The sequence below is a fragment of the Paenibacillus sp. J5C2022 genome (assembly GCF_025567625.1).
Classification (GTDB): Bacteria; Bacillota; Bacilli; order Paenibacillales; family Paenibacillaceae; genus Pristimantibacillus.
This window is the reverse complement of record NZ_JAOQJC010000059.1, coordinates 20,317-38,760: the sequence shown is the minus strand read 5'-3', so window position 1 is coordinate 38,760 and position 18,444 is coordinate 20,317. Positions and strand designations below refer to the sequence as shown.

Genomic DNA, 18,444 nt, shown 5'->3' with positions numbered 1-18,444 from the left:
CTATGCAGGGAATCTCTGTCTAAGTGAGTCGCCCCCGTGCTTCCACAAGGAAGCTCCTTATTTTAATGAGGAGAGGATGTCACGATACAGACAATACGGCATAATGAGGAATATTGAATGTTCGAAAAAGGAGAGTAATGAAATGAGCCAATCAATCATAAAAGAGGGAAAGAAGGAGCCATCCATACCCGAGATTAAGAAGGCGTTGAAGCAATATGAGAAGGATGCGTTGATCGCTATGCTGGTCGATTGTTACAAATCAAGCAAAGACGTGAAAAATTACATTCATGTTCTGCTTAATCCGGAAGATGCGACACAAGAGTTGTATGAGAATGCACGAAAACAGATTAAGAATGAATTTTTCCCGCTGAAAGGAGACGGGAAGCTGAGGCTGGCCAAGGCCAAAAGCGCTATATCAGAGTTCAAGAAATTAAGCAACGATGAATTGCGGACGCTTGATTTGATGATTTATTACGTTGAGCAGGGGGTAGAATTCACTGTTACCTACGGTGATATTTGGGAAGCATTCTACTCCAGTATGGAATCGATGTATACGAGCGTGTTGAATAAAATAGGCGACAGCGTATCGAAGCGTGCCTTATTCAATGCGCGCCTTCTGAAAATCGTCAATGATACGGATGGAATAGGCTGGGGATTTCATGACTATTTGGCGGGCGAGTATTATGAGTGGGCTTCGAGCGAAGAGGATGAATCGGAGTTCCTCTAAATTCAGAGTGAACGGACCTATGTTAGTGTAACCAGGTCAAACGACAATGACAGGTTGGTGAAGGCTATACTGAGGCGCAAAGGGATGCGGTTATGTGGGACGGCTGCATGTGAAATAGTAATCATTAAGGGTTCTGCATATTAGTCGCGTCTAATGTGCTGAACCCTTTATATCTCACTAACGTATCCGAAAGTCTAATCTTCGGATCTGTTTTCCAATAGTTCCGCAACTCGAAGATAGCCTCTTTCCTTTGCAAGGGATACTGCATCATTGCCATCTTCAACTTTGGCATCGACATCAGCGCCATGTTCCAACAATAATGTGATCAATTCAACATTGTCATCGTGGAAGGCGGCTGTATGTAAACTTGTGTGACCGTTACTATCCAATATATTTGGGTTTGCCTTATTCATTAAAAGCTCTTTTATAACTTCTATCTCCCTTTCTCCGGTGATCGCTGCGTGGAGGGCAGTATTTGACGGAATATAATCTATTTTTGAATGCGATATTGCATTAACCTCGGCACCATACTCCAAGAGAACTTTCACAGCAGCAGCATTTCCATAATGAGCCGCGTAGCCTAAAGGGGTTAATCCATCTTCATTTTCAGTGTTTGCCAATTCAGGTTCCTTGCTCAATAATTCCTTTAATCGATTGCTATCTCCCAATCTAGCTGCATAGAATACTTCATTAATCATGTGCACTCTACCTCCGTATATTTTTGTTTGACTTTCGGATTACTTATATTGTAATGGCCGGAGAATGCCTTTGCTTATTCGAAACCACCTTTTTTACGGAAGTTCGAGGGTGAAACACCAAAACGTCTTGTAAATAAATTTGTAAAGGTTCCATGGCTTTGAAAGCCTACACTAAAACAAATTTCTGTTATTGTTTTTCCTGTGGAATGAAGCTGTTTCTTTGCCTCGTGAAGACGCCTGTCTACTATAAATTGATGCGGTGTAAAACCAAACAGCAGCTTATAATTCCGCAGAAAGTGATTCGGTGACAAACAGGCAACCCTAGCTATTTCCGATAAACCTATCTCTTTATCAAAATATGCTGACATGTATTCATGTCCGGCCCGGATTCGTCTATATAGCTCCTTTCGCGTTGACGCACGCAAAGAGGGCAACTTCTGTATTTCGTGATGAACATGGGTATGTGCAATTAATAGTTTTTGTATAAGTCCATGCATTTTTTCATCCAACCATAACTTGTTGCGAAAGGAATGCAGTGATAGGGGGAGCAAGGGAGACAATATATTCTCGTTAGGATAAGTTCTTTCGATGAATTCAAAGCGAGAATTGTTAGTTATTTCAAACGGAGTGTCCAACAGCAAAGAACTTGATGTGCTCAGGCTCCGAATTACATCTTCAAGCATTCCGTCTGGAAAAAAAACGCAAAATGATTCAACAAGAGTATCAGATTCAATGGTAATGGCGTATTCTTGCCCGCGATTTAGTAATAAATAGCTTCCTTCCTCTACCATATAATGGCCGCGTCCAGCATTGTAGTAAGCCTTGCCATTTCGAAATGTTTTTATTGAGAGGGCGCCTGAGCCTTTCCAATAAAACTGTTTGCTTTTCTCGTGTAGAATTGGTGAATTAGTCATTAATTCAATCACCTGTTTGATGAAATGATGTAAATGCAGATCAGTCAATTGAAGTTGATGTTATTTATGTTACGGTTCTCCACGCTATCTGTAAAGTCGAGTTTTATTGAGGGCTTGTGGGGCAATCTTAGCTTCATTTCTGAGGAAGCGCTACCGCTCACGACAATCGACTCGGTAGATTTCATCCAGCACTGATTTCGGGATCGACTCCGGCTTCCTCATTCAGTCGATGAAAGTCATATTTTAATATCACGGATTCAGGTAACTATACAATACTGTTCCATCTTCATTAATTAATCGAATTTCAAGTGGCACAATATTACTGATATTATTTTCATTAACTTCATTCAAATTGGAACATGCAGATAAGAACAGAGACAACAGTGCAAGTAGGGGCCTATCGCTCAAAATGGTCACATAGAATCGGAAAAATAGAAAAAAGTGTGCGCTATCGCTCATTTTGCTCACATAGCCCCGCCAAGCGTGCCTTGTATCGCCGAAAAGTAGGAGCTATCGCTCAAAATGGTCACATAGAATCGGAAAAATAGAAAAAAGTGTGCGCTATCGCTCATTTTGCTCACATAGCCCCGCCAAGCGTGCCTTGTACCGCCGAAAAGTAGGAGCTATCGCTCAAAATGGTCACATAGAATCGGAAAAATAGAAAAAAGTGTGCGCTATCGCTCATTTTGCTCACATAGCCCTGCCAAGTGTACCTTGTGCCGACTGGACCTAAGTAGCAACAAATTTTTTCGCTAACTTCTTGATTGAAAATATTTATTAACCTGTTTCTGTATTCTTCTTCAGACTCTTTATCGAATTTCAAATTTGGTTTACCGCAAATTGGTGATAGCTTCGTCCATAAATAATTTTTTTTCGGCCCGCAGGTTAGGGAGCATCATTCCAGGGTGCAAGCAATATCAAAAAGATCGCCGACCACCTGTGACAAACAAACAGGCTGGATAGCGATCTTTTTGCCGATATTAACAACTCTCTTTCCCGCCGCTGCGGGCTTCGTTCCGGTAGAGGCCTGGCGGCATGCCGGTCACTTGCTTGAAGATGCGGGAGAAGTTCTGTGTCGTCGTATAACGCAGCCGCTCCGTAATCTCCTTGATCGGCATCTCCGTATGTACCAGCCATTCCTTCGCCTTCGCTACCCGGTATTGGATGACGTAGTCGACGAAGGTTGTGCCCAGCTCATCCTTGAACAGCCGTCCGATCTGGTAGATCGACAACCCGCAATAATCCGCGACTTGCTGCAGGGACAGGTCCGTGTCGTAGTGCCGCTCCACATATTCCTGAATTTGCTGGACAGTCTTCTGCTTGCCGTTCCCGTTCAAATGTTCGATGTGCTGTCGGAGGGCAGGGAATATTCCTTCACGGAAGCATTCCTTGATCTGCTCGGCAGAGGAGGCGGGATAGAGGTGCCATTCCAGCTGCTCCGCCAAAAATTCACTCATGGGATTGCCCGATTCCCTGAGCAGATGATCGATCTCCCCGATGAAATGGGCGAACAGCCCGATAATCGGCTTGGCGCTTGTGACCAACTGGCGCATGGAGTCGATCAGCTCGATCGTTTGCCGCTCTGCTTCTTTCAGCTCTCCTGTCCCAATTAACCTGACGATTCGCTTCTGCCAAGCAACAAGCTCCATGCTGGACGGCGCTAGCTGGGCGGAACTGTCGGTTATTCCCGCTATCAGCGTAGTATCCTGACCAAGCAGCAGCCGGTAGCCCAGCAAGTCCGCCGCTTGCATATAGCCTTCATGAATAGAGCCGTAGCCCTTGCATGGCTTGCTGATGGCTACGGATACGGTAAGGCCGAAGTATTGGCGGACGTTATCTCGGATGCTTTCGCTGAAATGCTGAACCAACAGGTCGCTATCATCATCCGTTACATTCATGCCGGCGATGCCGGCAATCCGGCCCAGCTGCGGCGCAGCCGTAATGAAAGAAGGAAGCTGCTCGCACAGCTCGTCGATCAGCTTGGCCATCGCGTACATGATCAGCCCACGGTCGCGCCCGTTGCTGTAGGTTTTCATGAATCCCGGAATGTCGTCCACCTCGACGGCCAGCACGTAGAACCAGTAGCCGCGGAGCGGAGGCTCCAACGAAGCCAGTTTGCCGGACAATTCCTTCTTTGTCATGTCGCCTCGCAACAGCTGCAGATAGAAGCCCTCCCGCATGCGGGGAAGCTGCTCGTGAATTTGCCTTGCCAGACGCTCGTTGGTTCGCTGCACTTGCTGCATATAAGAATCCAGCTGCCGCAATTCGCCGACTTCGCCCGTTTCCTTACTGCGAGGCAGCCTCCGAAGCAGCTGATCCAGCGGGGAATAGAGACGGTTGGAGCCGATAATCGCAATGGCGAGCCAGAGTGCAATCAGTCCGCCGGCAACCGCCCATGTCGTGCGTTTCATCAGCATAGCTTTCCCATTAAGCTCGTCGGAAGGCGTAATGACGAGGTAAGACCAATTTTTGAAGGCGGATGGATGCAGGGACACAGTGAAGTCGCCATCCAACGTCTTTATTTCCTCCCGCGGACTTCTCTCGCCCGACCAGACGCCGTACCAGAGGGAGGTAGGGGAGAGCTTATGGCCGCTCTCCCTTCGATCTGTACTGATGACAATCCGGCCTTCTTCATCCAGCACCATCATTTTGCTCATGGACGGGATAGGCAGATGCTCGAAGTATTCATCGATCGCTTCCCTGCTTACCTCCAGTATGAGAATGCCGTCCAATTCGGACACGCCGATCGGCCTGACAAGCAGCAGATCATGCTGATCCTGGCGCGTATAGGGCGGTACGACGAATGAGCTCATATTGGCCGCCGTAACGGAACGGATCAGCTCATAGTGAGGCGATTCATGCTGCGGCGACAAGCCGTTGCGATCCGAAGCGTTGGAGTAGACGGTATCGTACCGGGAATAGACGAGCGATATATCGAATGCGATGTCGGCATAGCTTCTGTACTGTTGAATCGTCTCCAGCATATCCAGCGTAACAGCCAGCGGCTCAGGTTCGGTCATGGAGATGCCGAGCCGCAGCGACTTCTGAATGATCAGGTCATCGGCAATCCGAATTGAAGCGCTTTCCAAATCGGCCAGCATCGTATCCACCTGATACTCCATCTGCTGCAGCAGGACGGCATGAGTCCGGTCGACTTCTTCCCGAATGCTTCCGGAGGACAACTGCGAGAAGATGTAACCGAGCAGCAGTACAGGAAGCACGCTAAGCAGAATGGAATAGAGCAGCAGACTTTGCTTGAACGTTAGCCGATAGCGCAGTGGCGACCGCCGCATCCTGCATCCCATCCTTTCCGAGTCAATGTCCTACTATCCTACCATAGGAAAATGCTGGGGGTAAACGATTTCTGTCAACATGAGCCGGCAAGCCGCCGATTAGCTGTCCGCACGGAAGCCGACGCGATACTTCGCAGACAGATGCCATATCTGATTCGCCGCAACCGCTTCCGTATGCGGTGTATACACTCTGGATGGGTATATCTTGTTGTAGGCTGTTCCTCCGTATACCCAGATCCCTTTCCCGGCAGTCGCCGCATATTGATTGAAGAATGCGGTGTCCGTCAATTCAACGGACAAGTCCAGGCCGTTGACGGCATTGTAGGTGACAACTCCGTAGCTGTTCTTGCCGGGAGCGCCATGGTAAGCCGTGCTGATGTCATACTCATAGGCTTCGTCGATGTAACGGAAGCGGCTACTCACATCGCTGCTCCGGACGGCGGGCAGCATAGCCCCGTATGCCAATGTTACCGTATAGGCTCCTGCCCATATGAACTTCCAGTGCAAGTCCCATTCGCCGCCCGAGAAAATATATCTCGCATGCATATCTCCGGTCTTGCTTGCCGGCAGGGAAGGGTTGTACATAACCGTATGCTGGACAATCTCCAGCCGGTCGCAGGCGGTTATTCCGCTCCACTCGGCTAACGGTACGAGCGTTCCGTCGCGTATGAATGCAATCTGCTGCAGCTGTTCATCGCCGTGCAGGCCGCCGAAGAAGTCGGGCGCACCGTCAAGCTTGATGGCGTATTCGAAGTTGGAGCCCGTTGTCGTGACGGCAAGCACATCGTTCTCGGTCGTGCCCAGGAGCGGATTCGCTTCCGCCAGATCGACGGCTTCAACCTTGAATATTCGCCAGGCATCCAGATTCGTCGCTGCGCTTGTCAGCCTGCGGAAGTGATAACGGGCCCAGCGAACGCTCCTGTCGCTCTTCATCCAGATATGGAATTGCGTATCGTTGATCTTCTGCATATACACGTTCCGATCGACGGCTTCCTCCGCCGCTACGGCTTGCCACTGGCCGGGAGTCCCTGCGGCGGTGCATATCCAGTGCAGTATGCCGCTGCCGGCTTGGCGGGGAACGACGATCATGCCTTTCTCCCAATACCCTTCCGAAGGAGGCGCGTCGGCGCTGATCGTGAAGGAGAGATGCACGTCAGCCGTTGCGCTCCTAAGCATCCCGTCCCGATTGCCGCTTAACTGATTGGCGCCAATATGCACGTTGGACGCGCGCCCTTCGACGAATATGCCGTAATCTTGCGTTTTCTGCGGTTGATTGTCGTAGCACCGGTTCCCGACGACAGAGACATTCTCGCAGGGCAGTCCCGTTGCGTCGCCGTTGATTCGAATGCCGCCGCGCGGATAAGCGGTGAGTATGCCGCCGTAATTCTGATAATTGTTGTAGACGATGTTGCCGGTGACGGTGCAGTCGACCGAGGTCCACACGCCGATGCCCACGGTATTGTTGTAGGCCGCTACGTTATCCGATACCGTCACATTAGAGCTGCGGCTGAGCGAGACGCCGACGTCGCCGCCGGACACCACGATATTGCCGCTGACGATGCCGTCGTCGATGTCGTACAGGGCCAGCATATCCGCATTCCCGCCTTGCGAGTAGGCGAGCCCGTTGCCAATAACTTCGTTGTACAGAATATGGACGGAGCGATGCTTGTTATTCTTCTTGTTGCAGGTATAGTAGATGGGATACATGACATGCGTGCCGGGCGTTCCGACGATCGTATGAATTTTACAGTGGCGGATGGTGGAGTGGTCCGTGCGAGTCGTCTCGTCGCCGCTGACGCGAATCGCGGTCTGCTGAATATGGGCAATCTCGCACTGCTGGATCGTCAGATGGCTATTGTTCTGCCGAATGTCCATGCCGATATAGCCGTTGTCCAGCCTGCATCCGGTTATGGTCACATTCGTACTCTCTTCGACTCGGACCAGAGCGGAGTAACGAACCGGATTGTTGAGAAGGTCGACATGCTCGATGAAGACTCGCTGGCAATTATGCCAATAGAGCAGCGCTTTCGGCAGCAGTCCGTTCCCGTCGACGATAAGATCGCTTACTCTGCTGCCTGCGGAGCCGATCCACTCCAGCATATGATCCCCAGTGAAGGGGGCTGCTGCGGCAATGGTCGCTCTGGCAGCCTGGGAGGCGAGCGCGACGCCGGCGGGGATGACGAGCGTTGCAGTGATTCTGTAGACGCCTCCCACCGGGAAGTAGACCGTGCCGCCGCCCGCGGCGGCTGCCTCAGCGATCGTATTTTGAATCGCGGCAGTATCGTCTGTTATGCCGTCGCCAACGGCGCCATTCCGCTTCACATCGTACAGGTCGGCTTCCATCGTCAGGAATTTGGGGTGTCCGGTCGTCGCCAGCAGCCCATCATCCAGACCAACCAGGTCCTCCAAGCCGGTACCCGGGCCATAAGTGGATTCGCCGACTGTCTTGGCGCTTGCCGCTGAAGCTTGCAGCCAGCTTCCGGCAGCCAATGTTACACCGGCGGCGCCAAGCGCCGCCAGCATCTTCCTTCTGCTCAGGAGCAAAGGGGTGTCCCTTTGCTCATTTTGCAGCTCCGTATGCTGTTCCTCGCTATCCAACAACTGCTGTGCTTCCGCTTCTTCCTGCCATTGCTTCTTGCTCATCTTGCACCGCTCCTCTCCTTCATGAAAGCTGACTTATTTCGCGGCTTGCCGCGCTTGGATGCCATCGTTCATTTCCTGGATAATTTGCGTGCCGCCTCTTGCCTTCCATTCCTCGACTATGTCGTCCCAATCCGATAACGGACGTTGGCCCGCTATCATCTTGATCTGTTCCCCGATGATGAACTTGTCAATCTCACCGCCCTTCGTCGCTGCCGTCTCGGAGAAGATGCCAAGCACGGGATTGTCGTACGGCGTCTTGTTGTACTGCAGCTCCATCTCTTCGATCGCTGTTGCGAGCTTCCGCATATCGGGGTCCGTATACAGCGTCTTGGCGAATTGGTTCGCCTCGTTGTTCGGAGCCCACGGCTTCCAATACTCGTGACGGGCCAGCATATATTGAATCGGCGTATTGGATTCCTCGCCGGATTTCAGTACGGCTTTGCCGTCCTCCATATCGTAGCCGATGCCTTCTCCGCCGAACAGCCAGTCGAACCGCTCGTTGTCCGCCGTGCGCTCTTCGATCGGGATGAATGTTCTGCCATAGTCGACGATCTCCAATATTTTCTTCACCTTCTCGGGATTATCCTTCAGCTTGCCGGACAATGTTGTCAACCCGACGTAGCCCGGAGCCTTATAGCCGCCTTGCGAGCCGTCAGGGGCAACGAAGAACGGTATAGGCGCCACTTCCGCTTGAGGATGCGTCTGCTTGAAGGCGACGAATTCGCTCTCGTTCATGCCGTGCGGCACCCCGATATAGATGCCGGCCTTGCCGGAGAAAAATTCCTTCGCCGTCTGAGAAGAGTTAAGTACCGCGAAATCCTTCGTCACGCCTCCCTCCGCATAAGCCTCTGCCAGCGTCTGGATCACTTCCTTGCGGCCGGGACTGATGATGCCGGGAATGTACTGTCCCTCTTCGTCCTTGTGATACCAGGCAGTCGACCAGAATGCCCCCATGGCGTAATCCGGCCGGATATTCATGCCGAGCGCGATGCCGTATGTATCGTCTTCGCCGTTGTTGTCGGGATCATTCTTCGCGAAGGCGATGGCAACCTGCTTCAGCTCCTCATAATTGGTGGGCATATCCAGCTGCAGCTGATCCAGCCAGTCCTGTCTGATGATGCCGCTGAACGTATAGGTGGGCGCGTAGCCCGGTATGCTGTAGATGTTGCCGTCGACGGCGATCTGATCCCATACGACGTCCGGCACGAGTCGGAATGTCTCATAGTCGTCAATGTAATCGTTGAGCGGGAGGAAGGCGCCTTGCCTTGCCCACTTCACATAATTGTTGCTGGAGCCGGTAATGAATACCGTATCCGGCATGTCTCCGGACGCCATCAGCACGGACAGCTTGTTGTTGAAGTCGGACGCCTGCACGAATTGGGAGTCGATATTGGCATTGAACTTTTCTCTGATCATATCTACACCGTTGCCGCCGGGATCGGGGAAGATATTGTATGCGAAGCTCAGGTAGCTAATATCGACCGGCTTCTCCGGGGTATTCGTTTCCTCTGCCTGCTTCTGTCCACTGTCATTCTGGGGTGCAGGCTGGGATGTGGGGACAGGTTCATTGCTGTTGCTGCAGGCCGCAGCCGTTAGCGACAGGGATAAGGCGAGAAGCAGGACCAGTCTTTTTTTGTTCTGCATAGTAAGCAGTGCCTCCTTGGTCTGAAAGTGTGTATAAATGAACTTCTACATCGGGCCGCTCAGCCCTTCACCGATCCCAGCATCACCCCCTTGGCAAAGTGCTTCTGCAGGAACGGGTAGACGATCAGGATCGGCAGCGTAGCCAGCAGCACCGCAGCCATCTGAATCGTCTCGGCCGGCGGGGACGGAGCCAGCGTCTCGGCAAGCGCGCTGGTGTCATGGACGATGACGATCTGCCTCAGCAGCACTTGGATGGGCCATAGCTCAGGCTTGTTCAGGTAGAGCACCCCGGCGAAGTAGCTGTTCCAGTGCAGCACGGCATAGAATAAGCCGAACGTGGCCAGGGCGGGCTTGGAGAGCGGCAGAATAATGCTGCGGAATATGCGCAGCTCGTTCGCTCCGTCCACCGTCGCCGATTCGTGCAGCTCGGCGGGGATATGGCGGAAAAACTGGCGAATGACGATGAGATTCCAAGGGCTGATCAAGCCGGGAATAATGAGCGCCCAGATCGTATCGATCAAGCCTGTCGCCTTCACGACGAGATAAGACGGAATGATGCCTGCCGAGAACAGGAAGGTGAAGAGCACCATCAGCATCAGCGTCCGCTGTCCGTAGAAGGGTCTGGCGAGTCCATAAGCCATCGACGCGGTGAAGATCAGGTTCATGACGGTACCGATCAGCGTAATGTACACGGTGACGAAGAGAGAGCGGATGAACCGCTCATTGCCCAGCACATGCTCGTAGGCGTCCGCGACCCATTGCTTCGGCCAAATAATCAGGTCCTGCTCCAGGTAGTTGGTCATGGTGGAGAAGGAGACGGAGAAGATATGCAGGAACGGGAAGAACATCGTCCCGGCTATAATAATGAGCAAGCACCAATTGAGTGCGTCCATGAAGCGGTCACCCGCTGTTTTGTGCAGCATGGCTTATGCACCTCCATCATTAGTAGATTCCTTCCTCGCCGAATCGCTTGGCAAGCCGGTTGGCCGCGACGATCAGAATGAAGCCGATGACGGATTTGAACAGGCCGACGGCCGTAGCGAAGCTGAAATCGGCTTGCTCGATCCCTTTGAAGAATACGTACGTATCCAGCACGTTGCCGACTTCCTCCACGAACGGATTCAGCATAAGGAATATTTGTTCGAACCCGGAGTCCAGCACATTGCCGAGCCGCAAGATGAGCAGAATGACAATTGTGCTGCGAATGGCGGGAAGCGTAATATGCCATATGCGCCGCATGCGGCTGGCACCGTCGACGAGCGCCGCTTCGTACAGCTCGGGATTGACGCCGGCAAGCGCGGCGAGGAAGACGATCGTGCCCCAGCCGGCTTCCTTCCATACAACCTCCAGCACGAGCAGCGGCTGAAACAGCCATGGAATTTGCAGGAACGGGATCGCTTCCCATCCGAACATCGCGAACAGCGCTTTATTGACGAAGCCTTCGCTCTTCAGGAAGAAGGTGGCGATGCTGATGACGATGACCCAGGACAGAAAGTGCGGCAAGTAGATGACGGATTGCACGATTTTTTTGAACCAGTCATGCCGTACTTCATTCAGCATCAAAGCCAGCAAGATGGGAACCGGGAACGCGAATGCAATCTGCAAGAAGGACAAGGTGAGCGTGTTCCATAATACCCGGATCACTTCAGGGCTGTCGAAGATGCGCGCAAAGTGCTGCCAGCCGACCCATGGGCTGTTCAAGAAACCTTGAAACGGATTGTACTCTTGAAATGCGATTACGGAGCCCAGCAAGGGAATGTACTTATAGACGATGAAGTAGAGCGTGCCCGGCAGCACAAACAGATAAATATATCGGCTCTTCCACAGCTGGATTCGCCATCTTGCTTTCTGCCGCTCGGGCTTGTGCAGCAGCGCTGCTCCGGTAATCGCATCACCGCCGTTTGCGGTGCGTGTATTCATAGGGGGATACCTCCTTGCATCCATAATTTGCATCATAATGTGGCGGCTTGCGGCGGCTAAGTCCACTATAGGAGCTGGCGGAGGAAAGGGAAAGTTTCGATTCTTTGGGCGGTGGTGCGGGATGGAGATACAAGATTGCGGGATGAGGATACAGAGGATTGGAGTGCGGAAAGTGTGCATGCGAGTGGCTGCAAGCGATGCAGCATCGGTTGGAGCGCGGAAAGTGTGCATGCGAGTGGCTGCAAGCGATGCAGCATCGGCTGGAGTGCGGGAAGCGAGCGTGCGAGATGCTGCAAGCGATACAGCATCGGCTGGAGCGCGGGAAATGAGCGCGCGAGTGGCTGCAAGCGATACAGCATCGGCTGGAGCACGGGAAGTGAGCGTGCGAGTGGCTGCAGACGATGCAGCATAAGCTGGCGAGCGGGAAGAGTGCCGCAAAGCTCAAGCTCTGCGGCTGTCGATGTTCCGGTATTCGCCGGGGTTGATGCCTGCGTGCTTCTTGAACAGGCGGCGGAACGTAAGGTCGTTGTCGAAGCCCACTTCGCAGGCGGCTTCGCGAATCGTCATCCCGCTCAGCAGCAGCGGCTTCGCCAGCTCAATTCGGCGGCTGTTCATATAGTTGACGAAGTTCGTGCCCGTCTGATCCTTGATGAACCTGCTCATATAAGAGAGCGACAGGCCGAAGCGGTCGGCAAGCGACGTCAGTGTCAACCCGCTGTCGGTCAGATTCTCCCCGATGAAGGCAACAATGTCGTCCCGCAGCTGTGTATTCCGGCTCTCCTTCTCCTGCAAGATCATTGCGCACGCCTCGCGGTACAGCTCCTCAATGAAATGCGTCATCTCATGAACGGTGTCCATCTGGAAGAAGTCGTCCATATGCATGTGCTTCGGCATCTCGATCCCCATATCCTCCAGCGCCTTCAGGGCGGTAGATGCCATGTTGTAGAACAAGTTGCGCGCCATATGCGGTGTAAGGGCCGCTTCCGCCAGGTTCTCATTGACAATGTTGCGGAACCGGGCAATCGCTTCCTCCGGATTGCCGCATTTAATATGATTGGCGATGTGCTCCTCGTTCTCCGCATGATAGTAATAGGAAGCGGGTGTATGCGAATCCTCGATGTCTGAATAATAGATGACAGAGCTGTCACCCCGTATGAAGCGGTAATCCATGGCCGTATTGGATTCCCGATAAGACTGTCCCAGCTCTTCGAGTCCCTTGCAAGTCGTGCCGACTCCGATTGCTTTGAACGCCAGGCCATGCTCGTCCAGCTCGGCCCTTATCAAGTCTACGATGTGTCTGACCTGTTCTTTGCTCGGCGTATTCAGCAGCAATACCTTGGTCTTCCCGCCCGGCTCGACGAGGTGTACAGCCGCTTTATCTTGCATCAATCTATCCGATAAGGCCCGCTGGACTTCGACGGGAAGCGGTTCTTCCGTATCCAGCAGCAGCGAGACGGGGGTGAACCAGCTGTTGCTGAATGTAATATCCAGCAGCTTCAACATGCTGCGATGTTCATCCGAGGTGTATGGCCCGCCTTCCAGCAGCTGGATGAACAGCGAATTTTGCGCCAGAGGCTTGTAGGTCTGAATCTGCTGCTTCGTCTTGTCTTCATATTCCAGCATCGCATGCATCGCCCGCTGCAGGAAGTTGAACTCGTTCTGCCGGCTCGCCACAGGCGCGGACGGCTGCTCCAGCAGCCGCGGACTGACCGCGTTCACCAGATTGGCCAGAGGGGTATAGTTGCGCAACGCCAGCATGTAAGAGACGACAAGTCCGATAAGCAGAGAGACGACAGTGAGTACCAGCGTCACCAGCTTGATCTGATTGACCTTGGCCATGGCTGTGCCGGTAGGGATCGCGGCGACATAGGACCACTCATTCATGTCGGATACGGCGCGGAATACGATATACGGCTCGCCGTCTGCCCCGTTCAGCGTCGCAATCGGATCGGCAGCCGTTGGGGCCGCCGTGAGCCGGGCCGTCAGCAGCTCCTGCATGCCCTCATCCGCGTGCACGCCGCTTATATAATTCCCATCGCCGTCCCACACATACAAGCTGCCGCTGCCCGATATCGTGCCCATATTCAGGCTTTCCTGCAGCGATTGCTCGCTAATAAAGGCGATGAAGGTCGCATTGAAATCCTTGGTGCCCATCGGCAGCGACTGGGTGAAGGTAAGTAGCTTGCGCGGCTGCTTGTACGTGAGTACGGCTGCAGGCGGCGACAGGTCGGATACATGAAGCCGCGACAGCTCCTCGTACCAGTCGTCCGGTGCGGCCGCTCCGTAATCGAACGCATCCTCGAAGAACGTCTGCAGACTGTACTTGCCCTGAGTGGAGAGGACGATATCCTTCATGTGGAAGTAGATGGCCATATCGTCGATCAATCCGTTCATTTCCAGGAAGGTATTAAGATCGCGCATGTTGTAGTTAAAAGAGTAGGGATGGATGACGGTATAATCGACCGTGCTGCCGCGCGAATACATCAGCTTCTGCACCCACTGCTGTTCGGAGAGGGAGATGGCCAGCGCACTGAGCGACCACAGCTTGTCGTCCATCGTCTTGCGCACATCCTGAACCGCGTTCAGATAGGTTCGCTCCGTCTGCGACTTCACGATATGGTAGGTCCAGAAGTAACTGATTGTGCCCAGAATGAGAAGCGGAATGGTGAAAACGGTTACATATGACAGTAAAAATTTGGTGAATACAGAGCTTTTGGCAGGCAGCTTAAACTTCAACTTCAACAGCAAATTCCCTCCTTCCCATAGCGAGATAGTAGCATGAATAAGAAGGAAGGGGAAGAGGAGGGAAATATTGATCGTGTCAAAAAATATTGTATATCCGCGATGTAAAGAATGATATGCCTTCTCGAAAGTTGTACGTTGTGCTCGCGGGTGCCGTTATTTACCATAACAATTGCAAGCGGTTACAAGCGTGGCGATTAGCATGTGCCATGTAGGAATGATTTCTATTCTAAAGAGGAGGGTTCAGATGAAAGGAAAGCACACAACGAGATTGATGGTCGCGGCCCTGGCCATGCTGCTGCTGTTCACAGGCTGTGCGGGGAACAACAACGAACCGGAAGCGGGGACGAACGAAGGGAAGCAGGCGGCAACGGAACAGCCGTCACAATCCGGCAATGACAACCCGGACGAAGCGAAAGGGAAAGACTACACGCTTCCGATCGTCGAGGACGGCTCCACGACGTTGACGGTCGGAGCGGCAGACAACTATTATACGCCGGCCAGCTATACGCAAAATTTGCCGATATGGAAGGCGATCGAAGAACGAACGGGCGTGAAGGTCAAGTGGGACGTCGTGCCGGCAGCGCAGTATAAGCAGACGATGACCGTCCGTCTGGCATCGATGAAGAACATTCCCGATCTGCTCACCATTCCCGGCGATCCCGCGAAGCTGGGCAGCGACGGGGTGCTGGAGCCGCTGGAAGAGCTGATCCGGCAGTACGCTCCCAATATCCGCAAGCTATTCCAGGAGAATCCGGACATCCACAATTTGCTCAAGTCGCCCGACGGCCATATATACAGCATTCCCAGCATCGTGACGGGAACGAGCCTGTCCGATCCGGGAGCGTTCCTCATCCGTCAGGACTGGCTGGATAAGCTGGATCTTGAGCAGCCGAAGAGCATCGACGATTGGTATGCGGTGTTGAAGGCGTTCAAGGAAGGCGATCCCAACGGGAACGGGAAGCCGGATGAATTGCCGGTTGCGCTCGCCAGTCCGGAGGCTGTCTATTTCTTCGGAGACGCATGGGGGCTTCACCTGATCTATAGCGACGGCTGGTGGCCGGATTCGAACGGCAAGGTTCAGGCGGAGTGGATGAAGCCGGAAGCGAAGGAGCTGGTGGCATGGCTCAGCAAGCTGTATAAGGAAGGATTGCTCGATCCGGATTACCTGACCTCCCAGGATGACCAGCTCAGCTCGAAAATTACGAAGGATCAGGTCGGATCGACCCGTGTCTTCATTAACCGGATAAGCCAATACGACAGCAATCAGCAGAAGGCTGGAGTGGAGGATGTGAGCTGGGTGGCCGTCACTCCGCCGACGGGACCGAACGGTTACAAGGGGCATGCGGAGCGATACGGTCCCATTAGCGGCGCATTCGGCATGAGCGCGCTATCGAAGCATAAGGAAACGGCGATCAAATGGCTGGACTTTATGTATGCCAGCGAGGAGGGCAACCGCTTCACCACCTTCGGCATGGAAGGCGTCACCTACACGATGGAGAACGGCGAGCCGAAGTTCACGGCGTACACGACGAACAATCCCGACGGGCTGAACATTATGAACGCGCTCAGGACGCAAGGCGCAGCGCCTACGCTGCCGTGGATTCGCCATGATTCCGGCATCTGGTCGAAGCAGCCGCCGCAGACGATCGTCGGAAAGCCCAAGCTGGAGGAAGCGGCGGCTATGCTCCAATCGTCCATTATCGACCCCATTCCGTTCCATTACATTGCGTTGACGCCGGAGGAAGCGAGCAGCTTCAAGCCGCTTCACGCGGACTATACGACCAAGCTGAAGGAGCGCTTGTCGCAATTGATTACCGGCGCAGTGAATATCGACGAAGGCTGGGACAAATTCATGAAGGAATTGAAGGATCTCGGCATTGACGAGTTGCTAGCCATTCGGCAGCAGCAGTATGACCGCTATATGGGCAAGTAAGAACAAGACAACGGCGCGGCTTCGCCAGTCATACAGGATGGGAAGGAGGAGTCCGCGCCGCAAAGCAGAGGTGGAGAATAGTGAAGCTGGAGAGAGGACCGCTGCCGCTTGCAGCTTGGAAGAAGAGAGAGAGAGGACTGGTCCGGCTGGCACGGAACATCAGGAGAGACAAGTTTCTTTTGCTGCTGGTATCTCCGGCGCTGGCCTATTATTTATTGTTTGAATATTTGCCGATGTACGGGGTTATTATCGCCTTCAAGGATTTTTCGCCGATGAAGGGTATATTGGGGAGTCCCTGGGCGGGATTGAAGTGGTTCCAGCAATTTTTCGATTCCATCTATGCGGCCCGAGTCATCAAGAACACGCTGCTGCTTAGCACCTATATGCTGCTATGGAGCTTCCCGGTGCCGATCCTGTTCGCTTTGCTGCTTAATGAGCTGAAGAACGCCTTGTTCAAGCGTGTCGTGCAGACCGTCAGCTACCTGCCCCACTTTATCTCGATAGTCGTCATTAGCGGCATGATCATCAGCTTCTTGTCTCCTGCGGAGGGCGTTGTGAATATGCTGCTCGTTCAGCTTGGCATCGGCCCGATCAACTTCTTGAACGAGCCGGACTGGTTCCGTACGATCTATATCGGATCCGGCATCTGGCAGACGTTCGGCTGGAGCTCTATCATCTACTTGGCGGCGATCATGTCGATCGACCCTTCTCTCTATGAAGCGGCGAAGATGGACGGGGCGAAGCGATGGCAGGGCATCCTCTATATTACGATTCCCGGCATTTTGCCTACGATTATCATCCTTCTCATTATGAATTTGGGCCATATGATGAGCGTCGGCTTCGAGAAGATTATTTTACTGTACAATCCGGCGACTTACGAGGTATCCGATGTCATCTCCACCTTCGTCTATCGCAGAGGGCTGGAAGGGGCGGAGTATGGATTCGCGGCTGCTGTCGGGCTGTTCAATTCGGTGGTCAATTTCACGCTGCTTGTTATGGTGAACCGCATTAGTCGAAAAATATCCGGAATCGGGTTATGGTGAGGGGATGCAATTGCAGAAAACGATAGGAGAGAGATTGTCCGACCTGTTCATCATCGGGGTGAACCTGCTTGTTATTGTGGTGACGCTGTACCCGTTTTTATATGTGCTTAGCATGTCGATCAGCGATCCGGTGTTCGCGATGCGCAAGGAGGTATATTTGTTCCCCAAGGGGTTCTCTGTGGAGGCATACGGCATCGTGTTCGAAAATCCCGACATATGGATCGCGTATTACAACACGCTGTGGTATACGATTGTCGGCACGTCCATCAGTGTCGTCGTGACCGTCATGGCCGCTTATCCGCTGTCGAGATCGACGTTTTTTGCCCGCAATCCCCTTATGTTCTTTTTCGCTTTTACGATGTTTTTCACAGGGGGATTGATCCCTACCTACATTATCGTCAACAGTCTGAATCTGTACGATACGAGGTGGGCGGTCATCTTGCCGGGGGCGATCAGCGCCTTCAACATCATTATTGCCCGCACCTTCTTCCAGAGCATCCCCGAGAGCCTGCAGGAGTCGGCCAAGATCGACGGGGCGAACGAAGCGAGGATACTATGGAGCATTATGCTGCCATTATCCAAGCCGATTACGGCGGTGCTTGTGCTCTTCTATGCGGTGGGCTACTGGAACAATTATTTCTCCTCGCTCATCTATCTGTCCAACGCCAAGCTTCAGCCGCTTCAGCTGTATCTGTTTAAAATATTGGTGAAGCAGCAGGATTCCTTGATGGAGGGCATGACGGACCAGTTCGAGCGGGCGCTTGTAGGCACGCAGGTGAAGTATGCCGCGATTATGGTGACGATTTTGCCGATCATTTGTCTCTATCCGTTCTTGCAGAAGTATTTCGTGAAAGGCGTGATGATCGGCGCAGTAAAGGAATAAG

General features: G+C 52.9%; 13 protein-coding genes. 5 read left to right on the top strand and 8 right to left on the bottom strand.

Translation table 11 applies throughout. The features are described from left to right. Positions 1-142 precede the first annotated feature (142 nt). Entirely contained in the window at positions 143-727 is a 585-nt protein-coding gene (locus M6D81_RS29210; protein ID WP_262680930.1) for a DUF6155 family protein, read from the top strand. Between the two features lie 194 nt (positions 728-921). Here the strand turns inward: M6D81_RS29210 and M6D81_RS29205 are convergent, their stop codons facing one another. From M6D81_RS29205 to M6D81_RS29175, 7 genes are all read right to left on the bottom strand, one after another. Then, on the bottom strand, positions 922-1,425 hold the full coding sequence (locus tag M6D81_RS29205; protein ID WP_262680928.1) for an ankyrin repeat domain-containing protein: 504 nt from the start codon (positions 1,423-1,425) through the stop codon (positions 922-924). Positions 1,426-1,499: 74 nt separating this feature from the next. After that, positions 1,500-2,339 carry a helix-turn-helix domain-containing protein gene (locus M6D81_RS29200; RefSeq protein WP_262680926.1) on the bottom strand — a complete coding sequence of 280 codons (840 nt, stop codon included), beginning with the start codon at positions 2,337-2,339 and terminating at the stop codon, positions 1,500-1,502. Between the two features lie 980 nt (positions 2,340-3,319). Next, positions 3,320-5,632, bottom strand: coding sequence for an AraC family transcriptional regulator (locus M6D81_RS29195; RefSeq protein ID WP_262680925.1), 2,313 nt, complete (start codon positions 5,630-5,632; stop codon positions 3,320-3,322). Between the two features lie 99 nt (positions 5,633-5,731). Continuing rightward, positions 5,732-8,275, bottom strand: a complete 2,544-nt coding sequence (locus M6D81_RS29190; RefSeq protein ID WP_262680924.1) for a glycosyl hydrolase family 28-related protein — start codon at positions 8,273-8,275, stop codon at positions 5,732-5,734. Between the two features lie 33 nt (positions 8,276-8,308). Beyond that, the gene (locus M6D81_RS29185; protein ID WP_262680923.1) at positions 8,309-9,919 is read right to left on the bottom strand and encodes an extracellular solute-binding protein; all 1,611 of its coding nucleotides are present in this window, start codon (positions 9,917-9,919) and stop codon (positions 8,309-8,311) included. Between the two features lie 59 nt (positions 9,920-9,978). Beyond that, positions 9,979-10,842: a carbohydrate ABC transporter permease gene (locus tag M6D81_RS29180; RefSeq protein ID WP_262680922.1), complete on the bottom strand. Its 864-nt coding sequence runs from the start codon at positions 10,840-10,842 to the stop codon at positions 9,979-9,981. Between the two features lie 19 nt (positions 10,843-10,861). Beyond that, positions 10,862-11,839, bottom strand: coding sequence for an ABC transporter permease (locus tag M6D81_RS29175; protein ID WP_262680921.1), 978 nt, complete (start codon positions 11,837-11,839; stop codon positions 10,862-10,864). A 172-nt stretch (positions 11,840-12,011) separates the two neighbouring features. Here M6D81_RS29175 and M6D81_RS29170 point away from each other — a divergent pair, with 172 nt between their 5' ends. Beyond that, a complete protein-coding gene (locus M6D81_RS29170) occupies positions 12,012-12,251 on the top strand; it encodes a hypothetical protein (protein ID WP_262680920.1) in 240 nt (79 codons plus the stop codon). A gap of 29 nt (positions 12,252-12,280) precedes the next feature. Here M6D81_RS29170 and M6D81_RS29165 read toward each other — a convergent pair whose 3' ends face one another. Further along, the gene (locus tag M6D81_RS29165) at positions 12,281-14,581 is read right to left on the bottom strand and encodes a helix-turn-helix domain-containing protein (RefSeq protein WP_262680919.1); all 2,301 of its coding nucleotides are present in this window, start codon (positions 14,579-14,581) and stop codon (positions 12,281-12,283) included. A gap of 247 nt (positions 14,582-14,828) precedes the next feature. Here M6D81_RS29165 and M6D81_RS29160 point away from each other — a divergent pair, with 247 nt between their 5' ends. The 3 genes from M6D81_RS29160 to M6D81_RS29150 all read left to right on the top strand — a co-directional run bounded on the left by M6D81_RS29160 (position 14,829) and on the right by M6D81_RS29150 (position 18,443). Further along, on the top strand, positions 14,829-16,517 hold the full coding sequence (locus tag M6D81_RS29160) for an extracellular solute-binding protein (protein WP_262680918.1): 1,689 nt from the start codon (positions 14,829-14,831) through the stop codon (positions 16,515-16,517). A gap of 80 nt (positions 16,518-16,597) precedes the next feature. After that, positions 16,598-17,560, top strand: a complete 963-nt coding sequence (locus M6D81_RS29155; RefSeq protein ID WP_317259174.1) for an ABC transporter permease — start codon at positions 16,598-16,600, stop codon at positions 17,558-17,560. 4 nt (positions 17,561-17,564) lie between these two features. Continuing rightward, a complete protein-coding gene (locus M6D81_RS29150) occupies positions 17,565-18,443 on the top strand; it encodes a carbohydrate ABC transporter permease (RefSeq protein ID WP_262680917.1) in 879 nt (292 codons plus the stop codon). Position 18,444: the final 1 nt, after the last annotated feature.